This window comes from Clostridium sp. ETTB3 (assembly GCF_053571985.1).
On sequence record NZ_CP199832.1, the window covers coordinates 2,366,477 to 2,380,289 of the forward strand.

Consider the following 13,813-nt stretch of genomic DNA (forward strand, 5'->3'; position numbering starts at 1 on the left):
TAAGGAGCTATTAAAGTGTATAAAATTGAAATTAAGGATTTTGGTGAAAATAAAATTTCTATTTGTAAAGTAATACCTCACATAAATTATAAGGAATTATACACCTTAGTGAAGCCTTATACAAATGAACTTCACCTTTCCTTTTCACTTCCTAATGATTGCCCTAATGGAAGCACTTGGGGTAATATTTATGCTAATGATAAAATTATTGGCCAAATTAAAATGTGTTATATTCATATAAAATAATTTAACTAAAAATTTTAATGCTATATAACCTTACATATAAGCCATAAAACTTAATAAAAAAATCCCCTAAATATAACACAATATATTTTAAAATAATTTTTTTATCTTAATTATATTGGTTAAATAATGGGGATTTTTTATTAATATTAAATTATTTTACTTGTCTTACATTCCATTTTATAAATAATATAAGACCTATATTAAGCATTGCAGCTATTAAAAGAATTACTCCTATTGGCATTCCCATATCAATAACCTGTCCAAATAACAATTGTCCTGGTGCAACACTTATAGTTGCTATTGCTGTTGAAAAAGCAGATACACGCCCTAACATATCACTAGGAACTTGTTTTTGTATAAATGTTAATGTTAATACATTAGATAAAGCTAATGATAACATTATTGCTAATCCACTAATTGCAAATATACCTGCTAAAGCATAAGTGTTTAATTTTATAAATCCTAATATAGACATTATAATAACACCTATAATCATAGGAAAATATGTATAATGCACTTTTTTTATAGAAAACATATTAGGTTTTACACTAATCCAAAAGCCACCTAATATCATTCCTAAAACACATATTCCTTCAACAATTCCATAAACTTCAGAAGATAATCCTAAAAATATATTTATGAAATATGGTGCAACTATTGATAATATAGGTACTAAAAAAATATTACATAATGCATAAGAAGCTATAATTCCAAGCACAACCTTTTTTTCTTCTTTTAAATAAATAAAACTTTCTTTCATATCTATAAAAGATTTTTTTATAAAACTTAAGGATAATATTTTTTCATCATTGACATCAACTGATATTTCATCATTTAATATTGATTTATTATCTTTTACATCTGGAATATCTAAGAACATTTCCATAATAGCTGATATTAAAAAGCTAACTGCATTTATAATTACTATTACCTTAATTCCTAATAATCCATAAAGTAATCCTGCTAATATTGGTCCAGCAAAATTTACTATTGATCCAACTTGATTTATTATTCCATTTGCAGAAGTTAATTTTTCCTCCTCTACTATTTGAGGAATACATGATGTAACTGCTGGTGCATATAATGTAGCACATATTGATAATATAAACATCACTCCTGCAACTATTAATTCATGATCATGCCCTCTTAATAAGATAATTGCATAACCTCCAATTAATATAGAACAAACTAAGTCCAAATAAACCATTATTTTCTTTCTATTTATATTATCTGAAAGCCTTCCTGCAATAGGTGCAAATAATATATAAGGTATAGTTGATATTGCTAATATTCTTGCAAAGGCTGCTGTACTACCTGTAAATTCTAATAAATATAATGACATACTAAACCTTTGAATTGCATTACCAAACAAGGAAATAATTTGACCTATAACTATTATTATGAAGTTTTTATTTTTCATTTTTCCCCCTGAATAAGTCATATTCCATACAAATTGGATATTGCCCATCTTCACTTATTGTAAGATTTGCATCTATTCCATATATCTCTTTTAAGTTTTCTTTATTAATTACATCTAATGGTCTTCCTTGACATATAATTTTACCTTTTTTTAGTCCAATTATATTATCTGCAAATCTACAAGCATTATTAAGTTCATGAAGTACTATAACAACTGTTATATTCTTTTCTTTATTTAATTTTTGAAGAACCTCTAATACTTCTAATTGATAAGACATATCTAAATAAGTTGTAGGTTCATCTAGCATTATTATTTCAGTTTCTTGAGCTAAAGTCATAGCAATCCAAGCTCTTTGTCTTTGCCCTCCAGATAAGTTTTCAACACCTCTATCTGCAAATTCACTAAGTCCTGTTTCTTCTATTGCCCAATCAATAATTTCCTTATCGTAACTAGTAAGACCACCTATCATTTTTTGATGAGGAAATCTACCAAAAGCAACAAGTTCTCTTACTGTAAGTCCATCTGGACAAACTGGTCCTTGTGGCAAAAATGCAACTTCTTTTGCTATATTTTTTTCTTTTACCTTTTTGATATTTTTGTTATTAATAAAAATATCACCATTTGTAGGTTTATTAATTCTAGCTATAGTTTTAAGTAGTGTTGATTTACCACATCCATTTGCACCAATTATTATACTTATTTTTCCCTTAGGTATAGATAAACTCATATCTTCAATTATAGTATTGTTTTCATATCCTACCCTTAAGTTCTTTACACTAATAGCTTCCATGATTATTTCTCCTTCATCATTAAATAAATAAAATATGGTACTCCAAATATAGATACTGTTATTCCTACTGGAATTTCAATTGGAGAAAATAAATTTCTTGAAATTGAATCTGCAAGAATTACTATAATAACACTTATCATTGCAGATACTATTATAACTTTTTTATGATAAGGTCCAACTAACTTCCTTGCAATATGAGGAGATATAAGACCTAAGAATCCTATATTACCTGCAAAAGCTGTTGCTGTTCCAGCTAAAATAACGGCAAAAGTTAAAAACTTTTTTCTTTCCTTTTCTAAATTTAAACCTAGTGATATTGCAAGTTCATCAGAAAGATTTAATACATCTAACTTTTTATGGTTTAATAAAACTATGATAAACATTAAAGTTACTATTGGAATTATTACCTTTGCATAACTCCATCCAGATCCCCAAAGACTTCCTGATGTCCAAACTAAAATCCTATTGTAATCTCCAACGCCACCTCTAAAAGTAAAAAATGTTATAAAAGCATTAAGTCCTGCATTTAATCCAATTCCAATTAGTAAAAGTCTTTTAGGCTTTATCCCTTTTCTACTAGACATCATATATATTACGAATGCCGTAACTGCAGCTCCTATTATAGCTATTACAGGCAATACAAATATAGATAATTGTCCAAGTTCACTATAATATGCTCCAGTTGAATATGTAATAAATAATACTGCTGCAACTGCAGCTCCAGCATTTATACCTATTATCCCTGTATCCGCTAAATCATTTTTTGTTATAGTTTGAAGAATTGCTCCTGCTGTTGATAATGCAATTGCCACAAACATACCAACTAAAAGCCTTGGAACCCTAATAGTTAATATTGCTGTATTTTGAAGTTTTGTTCCATTTCCTAAAAGAGTATTAATAACTTCCATAGGTGAAACTTTATATGTCCCCCAACATAATGTAACCATAAAAGAGACTATTAATAAAATAAGTAAAACTGATATAGCTAATTTAAATTTTCCCTTATTCATTATCCCCTCTCCTTTCTAGCCACTGATATAAAGAATGGTATTCCTATTAATGCTGTAAACACTCCAATTGGTGTTTCATAAGGATTAAATATCATTCTTGCTGCAACATCTGCAAATGTTAAAAGAACTGCTCCAAGTAAAAATGAGCATGGAATATTTCTTCTATAATCCTCACCTAATAACTTTCTAACTATTTGAGGAATTATAAGACCAACAAAAGCTATATTTTTCCCAACTGTAACTGCTGCTGCACACATTGGTATCATAACCATAAGAGTAATAAATCTTATTTTTTCTGGATTTTCTCCAAGCCCAATTGCAACATCATCACCTAAGTTTAATATATTTATTTTTGGTGATAAGAATATTGCTATAATAAGTCCTATAACTCCTACTACAAAAATTAATTTAAAATCTGCCCAACTTGCATTTCTAAATCCACCTGATACCCAAAATCCTATCATTTGAGATTGATTTGATAAAAGACCTATTACTGTAGTTAAAGAAATGAAAAATGTACTCATTGCTGTTCCTGCTAAAAGAATCTTTGCAATTGAATTATTATTTGCCTTTTTTGATATAAATCCTAAAACTATAACTCCTGTTAATAATGCTCCTATAAAGGAAGCTATCATTACATTTTGAGTTGTTATTCCTATTCCTGTTGCATAAAAAATTGATATTACTAAAGTTGCTCCTTGGCTTATTCCTAATATAGATGGTTCAGCTATTGGATTTCTAGTAACACCTTGAATCATTGCACCTGTTACTCCTAAAACTCCTCCAGTAAATAATACACAAAGTGCCCTTGGAATACGTACATCTCTAACTAACATAAGTTCTAAAGTTTCATTATAATTAAAAATACTATTCCAAATGTCTGAAAAAGTAATATGGACTGACCCTAGCCTAATTGCTAAAGCCAATCCTCCTACTAAGAGTAACAAACTACTAATAACAAATATTATTGTACGTTTATTACTTTGTTTCATTTAACATGTCACCTATTTCATCTACTAATTTTTCTCTTCCAATTGGGCTATATCCTTGGTTAAAGTATGGTGATGATTCTAGTATTACTACATTACCATTTTTAACTGCAGGTAAGTTGTTCCAAATGCTGTTTGCTTCTAATTGAGCTAAATCTTCCTCTGTTGCTATTGCAAATATATAATCGGCTTGTATTGCTGCTAATCCTTCATAAGTTACAACTGGTAAACTAATATCAGTTTGTTCTGGCATTCCTACTGGTTTAGCTAATCCCATATCCTTATATAATACATCACCAAATCCTGCACCATCAAAAACAAAGAATTGTCCACCACTAGCTAAGAATGAAAGATACGTTGTATTGTCACCATATTTAGCTTTAATTTTATCTCCAGCTTCTTTTGCCTTAGATTCATAATTAGCTATCCATTCATTAGCAACATCTTCTTTATCAAATACTTTTCCTAAAGCTCTAACGTCATCTTTCCAATTTAAAGCTTCTAATTGAATCATAACTGTTGGAGCAATTTCACTTAATGCATCATACATTTTTTCTTGAACTGTTGATATAACTATTAAGTCTGGATTTAAGTTCATAACTGCTTCTATATCCATTGTATCTTGCATGCTATATCCTAATATTTTTGCTCCACTTAATGTATCTTCTAAGTATGAAGGGAATTTAGTGTAATCATAAGCATCACTATTTGCAGTTCCTACAACTTTATATCCTAAAATTGATAAAATATCACTATTACCACTTAAGTCTACTATTCTTTTAGGATTTGCCGGTATTTCTACTTCTCCTCTTACATCTGTAACTTTTACAGTATCCCCCATTTTTACCTCTTCATTTGCTGCACCATTACTAGTACACCCTACAAACATCATAGCTGTCATACAAGTAGCTACTAATGTTTTTAATATTCTCTTTTTCATCACGTACCTCCATATATTTTATAATTAACTTCTGTTTTTTCTCGTCTACTGTAAAATCGATTGTATATGATAGTCATTCTCATTTCAACTATTGCACCTAATTTGATAATTTTATCACTCAATTTTATAATTTATTTTAACTTTGCACTCTCATTTAAATTAGTATTTCCATCACTTTTATAAATAATTATCTTATTTAAAAAAAACACATGTAAAGTTTAAATTTTACATGTGCATTAATTATTTTTATGTTATATTATTTATTAATCTAATTTAATAAATATTGAGGTAAATTATGATTGCTAAAACAACAAAGGAATTTCAAAATGAAGTTTTAAATAATATGACTTTTACTCCTTTTAAAACAGAAAATTATACAATTTATAAAAATGAAGACAGACCTGAACTTGGATATTTTATTAAATATAGTAGAGAAGGATATTATGACTTTGGAATTGGTGATTATACTATTCCTATAGATTTCTCTATATCTTTTGAGCATAATGAACATCTAATGAGATTTGGTACTGTCTATACAGGAGAAACACAATTTGAAATTGAAGATAGTCCTGTTTCTTCCTTTAGCCCCTCTTCTTTTTTTGTAGCTGAAAAAGGAATAAAAGGAACGCAAAGGTGGAAAAAAGGACAGCACTTTCATGGCGCTGAAATAACAATTTATAAAAAATATTTTGATGAAATAATAGGACCTAATTTTCCCAAAACTATAGATTTTGATAATTTTATCAGTAACTATACTTATAGATATTTGCCACTTGAAATATCTTCTATTATTCAAGGATTAAGAAGTATGTCCGAAGTTGATAAAATAACTCCTATATATTTAGAAAGCAAGATATTAGAGTGTATTGCCTTACTTTATAACGAAATATACTCTTCTCCAGAAAATGTTTTTACTAATCAATTAAATTATGGAGAGATAAAAATAGGAAAAGATAGATATATTACATTAACTGCATCAGATGCACATGCAATACAAAAAGCCCATGATATATTAACGGAAGAAGCCTGTAATCCACCAACTATTAAAGCTTTAAGTAAAATGGTATTTTTAAATGAGCAAAAATTAAAGGCTGGATTTTCAGCAAAATATCATATGTCAATTAGTCAATATACTAATTCTATTAGAATGACACTAGCCGAAAATTTATTATCTACAACTGACTTAAGTATTGATGAGATAGCTAAACAACTTGGATATAATTATAGCGGCAATTTTGTTAAAATGTTTAAAAAGACACACGGCAAAACTCCCTTGGCCTTTAGAAAACTTAAAATTTAATCCTATAATAAAGTTCCTTCTTAAATATACTATCTAAGAAGGAACTCTTTTCACTTTTTATTTCTCTCCATTATAAATTCAATTGATTCAATAGCTTCATTAAAATCAGTCACTTCAATTGTCATTGAAGGATCATTACAATATTTATCTATTAAATTCAAAGTATTTATTACATTAATATTCCCATTATTAAGCCCACAATGACTATCCTTTTTACCATTATTATTACTTAAATGTAAATGTCCTATTCTATTTCCTAATAACTCAATTATCTCTTCTAACGATTGATTAGAATAACAATTAGCATGACCTATATCTAAACATATAGAAAAAATACTATTATTGACTTTATCAACAAGTTCTTTTAAAACTGATATATCCTTATCATACATATTTTCAATATGTATCTTTACGCTCTCATCTTTGTCACTTAAAAACTCATTCCAGAATTCTAATGAATTATTTATATATGTTTCTTTAAAATATATATCTTCGTAATAACAAGAATGGAATACTATCCTATCTGCTCCTAATTTTTTAGCTATATTGTATGCTTGATTATAACGAGTTAATGTAACATTCTTAATCATACTATCAAAACTTGCTGGATTTAAATCTAAAAATGGTCCATGTACAGATAAAGGTCTTCTTTTTATTAAATCCCCCATTCTTTCACAAAATTCCACTACTCCATTATCATCCTTATCTAAAGTATATCCTATTCCAAACTCAATTATTTCGATTCCAATATTATAGTCCTTTACTAATTCACTAACTTTATCTTCTGAAAAAAGCTGTGATACATATATGTTCCCCATCTTTATATACTCTCTCTTTAGTTTTATTTTTATATTTGTTTTTCTGGTAAATATACCGTTATTCTTGTACCTATTCCTTTTCTACTTAAAACACTAAAATATCCATTATGATTATCAATGATCCATTTAGCTATAGATAATCCAAGACCTGTCCCTCCATTCTTTCTAACTCTTGCTGTATCAGCTCTAAAGAAACGTTCAAATATATGTGGTATATCTTCCGTATCCATTCCTATTCCATTATCCTGTACAGAAAAATAAGGTTCTCCTTTGCTATTTCTTCCTACTTTAAGTTCTATATTTTCTCCTGTCTCTGTATATTTAGCTGCATTTTCAACTAATATCCTAGCAGTTTGTTTAAGAAATCCCATATCTCCATAAACATTAACCTCTTCTAAATTAATATAACTATATACATGTTTATCATCTATCATTTTAGATTCTTCTACAACTTCCTTAATCATATTGCTTAAAGAAAACTCTTTGATAGTAAGCTGTGTTTTTCCATTAATACCCCTTGCTAAAAATAACAACTGTTCAACTAAATTTTTCATATTTTCTGATTCACACTTTATAGCTGTAATAGATTCATCTAATACACTTTCATCATTTTTTCCCCATCTATCAAGCATATTGGCATACCCCTGAATTACTGAAATAGGAGTTCTAAGTTCATGTGAAGCATCTGATACAAATCTTGCTTGCTGTCTATAAGAATCCCTCATTCTATCTAACAATTTGTTAATAGCATCTTCTAATCCTTTAAACTCACTATCTCCAATATGAATTCTTTCATCAGAAGCAACTGGACTAATTTTTGATATAGCATCTTCTATACTATGAAATTTTTCTTCATCAAATACCATGTTACTAAGTCTCTCTGCTGTTTCTGCTATTTCATTAAGAGGCTTTAATATTTTTCTTACTCTTGCTGTTCCAAATATTATTTCTTCTAATAAGAATATACCTTCTACTATTCCAATTATAATTAGTATGATTCTTACATTGTATAGAAATTCGCTAGCTTCCTTAACCATAACTTTTCCATTATCCCATATTACCGTATATGTAGCTGTTTCTATGGGATAAAAATTAATTGCTCTTTCAGCATTATTTACTAGTTCTCCATAAAAGCTCTTTTCAGATTCAATACACCATAGTCCTATTAAAATTGACATTAAAATTGCATCAATTATAAGAAATTTAAAAAATAAATCTCTTACTTTTATGGCATTAAGTTTTATTGCAATAGATGTAACATTTTTGGTTTTTCTTCTCTTATTCATCTTTTATTACGTATCCTACACCACGAACTGTAGTAATTATCTTAATATTAAATCTATCATCAATTTTTGTTCTTAAGTATCTTATATAAACATCTATTACATTTGTTTCTCCAACATAGTCATAGCCACATACCTTTTCCATAAGTACATCTCTAGTTAATACTATATTTTTATTTTCTATTAATATTTTTAAAAGCATAAATTCTCTATTAGTTAATTCAATTTCATTATTATCATACATTACCTTATGCTTTAATCTATCTAAAGATAGTAAACCACGCCTTAATACATCTTCATCCTTTTTTACAGTGACTATTCTCTTTTTCAAAGCATTTCTTACTCTTGCAAGTAACTCTTCAATTGCAAAGGGCTTTGTTATATAATCATCTGCACCACCATCAAGTCCTGATACCTTATCTATAACAGCATCCCTTGCTGTTAACATTATTACTGGAATATCTGATGTTTTCCTAAGTCTTCTTAATACTTCAAGTCCATTAAGCCCTGGAAGCATAATGTCTAAAAGCACTAAGTCTATTTCACCCTTTTCAGCAATTTCAAGCCCATCTCTACCATTATTAACTTTTATTACTTTATACCCTTCATGAACTAATTCTAATTCTATAAATCTCGCTATTTTCTCTTCGTCTTCAACTATTAAAATTTTAATCATTATTTTCCTCCACCTTTCCCTTTAGATTTAATATTCTGCACCTCTTTTGATATTTTACTTAATATATCATTAACTTTATCTGTATTAATCTTTTTAGATTCTACAAAAAATTCTACATCTAAAAATAATCCAATAACGGCCACAGGTATTAGTAGCCAAAATCCAAATATTAAAAAAACAATAACTACTGTAAGTGGAAATTTTAAAAAGAAATTATTTTTGCCTTTTATTTCTATAAAAATATTGTTACAGATATCTATAGCCTTACATATAACCTCAAAAATCCCCTCAAAGGTACTATTAGATTTATAATTACTATCTTTTTTAACTTCTTCAAAGTTAGATTGTGTATTTTCTTCTTCATAGTTTTCATTATATTCATTAGTATAAAATATACTAACAGAAGGTCCCTTTATCTTTCCTTGTCTCTCCAAATCTAAAATAGCATCAAGTATATCCCAATTATTTATTTCTAATACCATTTTTGCATCTTCATATGTTATTCCTGTCTTTGTCCTTAATTTCTCTACAAGATTAAGCCTATCCACAACTGTTCCTCCAGCCTGTATTTAATAATAACTAATTTAAGTAAATCCTCATTTATTAAATTATACCATTTGACCAAATATTTCTAAAGATTTCATAAAAGAAATAGGCCTTGAATTATATTCAAAGCCTTTTTATCATAATATTCTACTTTCCTTCATAACCTTTTTTAAAATCTTTTTTTATAGTGTCTGCTGATTCTGATACCTTTTCAAAAATATCATTTACTCCATCATAATTCATATTAGGCCCTGCAACTGAATATTTATATCCACAGAATAAACCTATTATTAATAATACTACAGTTGGTGGCATAAAGAATAATACTAAAAGTATTGAGATTGTTAAAGATATTCTTATTGGTTTTTCATTATCCTTTTTAATTTTAAAATAAATTTTATTTCCCTTAGCTATAATCTTCCCTAAGCCTTTAAATATTCTTCCAATAATTTCTCCTATTCCACCATAGTTTTCGTGATTTTTTTTAGTGTTATCATCTTTCTTTTGATACTCTTCTTTTACTTCAATAATAGTAGTAGTATCATTGTTTTCTACTTTTCCACTTCTCTCTAAATATATTATTGCATCTAAAAGATCCCAATTACACTTTTCTAATACTTCTTGTGCTTCTTCATAAGTTACATGAGCCTTTTTGATTAATTTTTTAATCATTTCATCTCTTTCCATTTATATAACCTCTCTAAATTTATTTTTCTCATTTACTATGGTTATATAATACTTTTAGTAAATTAATCTAAAATATAAGAAAGATTAAAATTAGATTAAAAATCCAAACTAATAATCTCATATTTCACTTATAGAAAACTGAGAGTTATATGTTAATAATAAAGCAAAAAAATAGTTATTCTTTTTAATAGAATAACTTTTTAGACTTATATTATTTAGGGCATTTTTTAACTTTCCTTTGAGAAAATCCTTTTTTAATTTCAAAGCATCCAACTACAAATAAAAAAATACCAAAGGCTTTTTTTAATACTTCAGATGATAAATAATTTGCTAAAAAAGCACCTGCAATAGATCCCAATACTCCAAATAAAGCTATTGGTATTACTAACTTAAGTACAACATTTTTATTTTTAATATGAATTATAAGAGCAAAAATGGCCATTGGTATGGATGAAAGTAAGTTAATACTTTGTGCAATTTTAGGGTCAATATTTACAAACATAATTAAAGCCGGTATAAGAATAGTTCCCCCTCCCATTCCCATTCCACCAATTACTCCTGCAAAAAAACCTATTATTGTATATATCATTAAGACACCATCCTAAATGCAGCTATTATCATTATTATTCCAAAAATTATCCTTAAGAACTTTCCTGTAACTTTACTTAATAATTTAGCTCCAATAATTCCACCTATTATACTTCCTATTGCAACCTTCCATGTTAATTGAAAATCGTAAGTACCTTTAAAGATGTAAATAGATGAGCTTGCTGCAGTTAAAAATACAATTATAGCTAATGCTGTAGCATGAGATTTGTGCTCCTCTAATTTAATAATATCATTTAAAATTGGTACTAAAAGTGTTCCGCCACCTGAACCAAAAGATCCATTTATAAATCCTGTAAATAGTCCTATTAAAGAATTTTTTATATTAAAACTCCTTTTTTTTACTTTCCATCTTATTCACCACCTAATTTTATTTTAACCAATTCATATTGTTTTAATTAGATATAAATATATGAAGTTAAAATTTATAAAAATTTATAAAAAAATATTACTGGAAAATACATTTCCAGTAATATTTAAAATTTACTATTATAGAGCACCTATTCTCTTAAGTGTATCAGTAATATGTCTACCTTCTTCAACACCTTCTATTATTCTTCTAGCTCTAACACTATCACCAATGTTTATAACTTCAACATTAATTCTAACAAATTTTTCTTGTAGCTCTGACATTAATGGAGAATATGCTCTCATTCCTAAACATACAAATCCATAATCAAAGTTAATTTCTTCATCTACTCCATCTTTATTAACTATAAAGCTATTATCTTTAATTTCTAATAATGAAGTTTCAACTCTTACATCTACTTCTTTCTTCTTAAGCATAGTCATAAAATCAAGCTTAGTTATTATATCCATTCCATTTCCTACAGCTGGCATTCTTTCAACTATAGTAACATGAGCACCTTTGTGAGCGAAATATTCAACTACATCTAGTCCAACAGCTCCTCCACCAATAACACCTATTTTCTTTCCTTCTAAGTCCATTTCATTGAACTTTTGGATATTCTCTATTAATCCAAATATTGATAATACCTTTGAATTTTCTTTATCTACTCTATCATGTAATCCAGTGATTGGAGGTAAAAGAGGAGTTGATCCTGTGGCATTAACAACTACGTCTGGTTTTAAATTTTCTATTGCTTCCATTGTAGCAGTAGTATTTGTGAATATATAAAGATTTCTTAATTTCTTAGCCCTGTTAATTAAGTAATCTGGGAAATCATTAATTCTATCTTTAGCTGGTAATTTAGCTATTTCTCTAGCCAATCCACCTAAGTAAGGTTTAGCTTCAAATAAGAATGTCGTACATCCAACTTCAGCAGCTGTACAAGCAGCTTCTAATCCTGCAGTTCCACCTCCAATAACAACAACATTAACTGTTTTTTTTACTTTCATTGAAGTATGAGCTTCTTCTCCTAAAATAACTTCTGGATTTATTGTACATCTTACTGGTCTGTTTATTCCAATTCTATGACCTGCACAACCTATATTACAAGATATACATTTTCTTAATTCATCTTCCCTTCCGCTTCTAACCTTATTAACCCATTCTGGATCAGCTATAAGTCCACGTCCCATTGCTAATAAATCAGCATGTCCTTCTGCTAATATTTTTTCAGCAACTTCTGGATTTCTTATATTTCCTGATGTTATAACTGGCTTATTGAACTTTTCCTTGAAAGCTTTAGCCATGTATGATCTCCATCCATCCTTTAAGTAGTTAGCATCTATTTGATATTGAAGTGTATCGTTAACTGCAGCTGATACATTTAATATATCAATTTCATCAACAAGATATTCCATCATTTCTAATGTATCTTCTAATGTGTTTCCACCTTCCATGAATTCATCAGCACTAAATCTAAAGCTTATTGGGAACATTGGTCCTACTGCTGCTCTAACCTTTTCTAATACTAATTTAGGGAATCTTACTCTATTTTCTAAACTTCCACCAAACTCATCAGTTCTCTTGTTATATAAAGGTGATAAGAATTGGCATAATAAGTAAGAATGTCCTCCATGAATTTCAACTGCATCAAATCCAGCCATTTGAGCTCTTCTTGCTGCATCTGCATATTTATCAGCAATTACATATATTTCTTCAACTGTTAATGGTCTTGGAATTGCTCCACCTGTCTTTGAAGGTATATTTGAAGAAGATACTGGAGTATTTCCTTCTATTCTTCCTGGCACTGCTGATGCTCCTGAGTGATTTATTTGGATAGCAACACAAGCACCATGTCTATGTAATCTTTCAGTTAATCTAAATAGATTTGGCATATATCTATCATGATCTAATCTAATTTGAGTTGTTCCGTTTGAACCCATTGGGAAATCAACGCAAGCATTTTCTACAATTATTAATCCAGTTCCACCTTTAGCTCTCTTTTCATAATATTGAACATGTTCTTCAGTGAAATCTCCCATAGCTCCACCGTAGTTTGTTCCCATTGGAGGCATAGCAATCCTATTTCTAATAGTCATATTTTTTATTGTTAATGGTGTAAATATGTTTTGGTACTTATTCATCCTACATTC

15 protein-coding genes are annotated in these 13,813 nt (G+C 28.4%); 2 read left to right on the top strand and 13 right to left on the bottom strand.

Annotation, left to right across the window (positions count from 1 at the left end; all coding sequences use genetic code 11):
* Window positions 1–15 precede the first annotated feature (15 nt).
* Window positions 16–246: a hypothetical protein gene (locus ACUN06_RS11445; protein ID WP_291735650.1), complete on the top strand. Its 231-nt coding sequence runs from the start codon at window positions 16–18 to the stop codon at window positions 244–246.
* A 151-nt stretch (window positions 247–397) separates the two neighbouring features.
* On the opposite strand, the gene ACUN06_RS11450 is transcribed toward ACUN06_RS11445, so the two are convergent.
* From ACUN06_RS11450 to ACUN06_RS11470, 5 genes are read right to left on the bottom strand one after another with little or no spacing between them, the layout of a single operon-like run.
* On the bottom strand, window positions 398–1,666 hold the full coding sequence (locus ACUN06_RS11450; RefSeq protein ID WP_449389827.1) for an MFS transporter: 1,269 nt from the start codon (window positions 1,664–1,666) through the stop codon (window positions 398–400).
* Window positions 1,656–2,456 (bottom strand): ABC transporter ATP-binding protein, encoded by an 801-nt coding sequence (locus ACUN06_RS11455; RefSeq protein ID WP_291735655.1) that lies wholly within the window; start codon window positions 2,454–2,456, stop codon window positions 1,656–1,658. The genes ACUN06_RS11450 and ACUN06_RS11455 overlap by 11 nt, the downstream gene beginning before the upstream one ends.
* A 2-nt stretch (window positions 2,457–2,458) precedes the next feature.
* Window positions 2,459–3,466, bottom strand: coding sequence for a FecCD family ABC transporter permease (locus ACUN06_RS11460; protein WP_291735657.1), 1,008 nt, complete (start codon window positions 3,464–3,466; stop codon window positions 2,459–2,461).
* Entirely contained in the window at window positions 3,466–4,458 is a 993-nt protein-coding gene (locus ACUN06_RS11465) for a FecCD family ABC transporter permease (protein ID WP_294161543.1), read from the bottom strand. The genes ACUN06_RS11460 and ACUN06_RS11465 overlap by 1 nt, the downstream gene beginning before the upstream one ends.
* A complete protein-coding gene (locus tag ACUN06_RS11470; RefSeq protein WP_449389828.1) occupies window positions 4,445–5,395 on the bottom strand; it encodes an iron-hydroxamate ABC transporter substrate-binding protein in 951 nt (316 codons plus the stop codon). Before ACUN06_RS11470 ends, ACUN06_RS11465 begins: the two co-directional genes overlap by 14 nt.
* Before the next feature lie 295 nt (window positions 5,396–5,690).
* On the opposite strand from ACUN06_RS11470, the gene ACUN06_RS11475 reads away from it, so the two are divergent.
* Entirely contained in the window at window positions 5,691–6,695 is a 1,005-nt protein-coding gene (locus ACUN06_RS11475; RefSeq protein ID WP_291735008.1) for a helix-turn-helix domain-containing protein, read from the top strand.
* A gap of 50 nt (window positions 6,696–6,745) precedes the next feature.
* On the opposite strand, the gene ACUN06_RS11480 is transcribed toward ACUN06_RS11475, so the two are convergent.
* From ACUN06_RS11480 to ACUN06_RS11515, 8 genes are all read right to left on the bottom strand, one after another.
* Window positions 6,746–7,513 carry a sugar phosphate isomerase/epimerase family protein gene (locus ACUN06_RS11480; protein WP_412344495.1) on the bottom strand — a complete coding sequence of 256 codons (768 nt, stop codon included), beginning with the start codon at window positions 7,511–7,513 and terminating at the stop codon, window positions 6,746–6,748.
* A 29-nt stretch (window positions 7,514–7,542) separates the two neighbouring features.
* A complete protein-coding gene (locus tag ACUN06_RS11485) occupies window positions 7,543–8,799 on the bottom strand; it encodes a sensor histidine kinase (protein ID WP_449389829.1) in 1,257 nt (418 codons plus the stop codon).
* Window positions 8,792–9,472 carry a response regulator transcription factor gene (locus ACUN06_RS11490; protein ID WP_449389830.1) on the bottom strand — a complete coding sequence of 227 codons (681 nt, stop codon included), beginning with the start codon at window positions 9,470–9,472 and terminating at the stop codon, window positions 8,792–8,794. Before ACUN06_RS11490 ends, ACUN06_RS11485 begins: the two co-directional genes overlap by 8 nt.
* The gene (locus ACUN06_RS11495; RefSeq protein ID WP_294131204.1) at window positions 9,472–10,020 is read right to left on the bottom strand and encodes a UBA domain-containing protein; all 549 of its coding nucleotides are present in this window, start codon (window positions 10,018–10,020) and stop codon (window positions 9,472–9,474) included. Before ACUN06_RS11495 ends, ACUN06_RS11490 begins: the two co-directional genes overlap by 1 nt.
* 145 nt (window positions 10,021–10,165) lie before the next feature.
* On the bottom strand, window positions 10,166–10,705 hold the full coding sequence (locus ACUN06_RS11500; protein WP_449389831.1) for a DUF4342 domain-containing protein: 540 nt from the start codon (window positions 10,703–10,705) through the stop codon (window positions 10,166–10,168).
* A 211-nt stretch (window positions 10,706–10,916) separates the two neighbouring features.
* Entirely contained in the window at window positions 10,917–11,294 is a 378-nt protein-coding gene (locus tag ACUN06_RS11505; RefSeq protein WP_277005834.1) for a sulfite exporter TauE/SafE family protein, read from the bottom strand.
* Window positions 11,294–11,668 carry a TSUP family transporter gene (locus ACUN06_RS11510; RefSeq protein ID WP_449390275.1) on the bottom strand — a complete coding sequence of 125 codons (375 nt, stop codon included), beginning with the start codon at window positions 11,666–11,668 and terminating at the stop codon, window positions 11,294–11,296. The genes ACUN06_RS11505 and ACUN06_RS11510 overlap by 1 nt, the downstream gene beginning before the upstream one ends.
* Before the next feature lie 132 nt (window positions 11,669–11,800).
* Complete coding sequence (locus ACUN06_RS11515) at window positions 11,801–13,804, bottom strand: oxidoreductase (protein ID WP_449390276.1); 2,004 nt, start codon at window positions 13,802–13,804, stop codon at window positions 11,801–11,803.
* Between the last annotated feature and the right edge of the window lie 9 nt (window positions 13,805–13,813).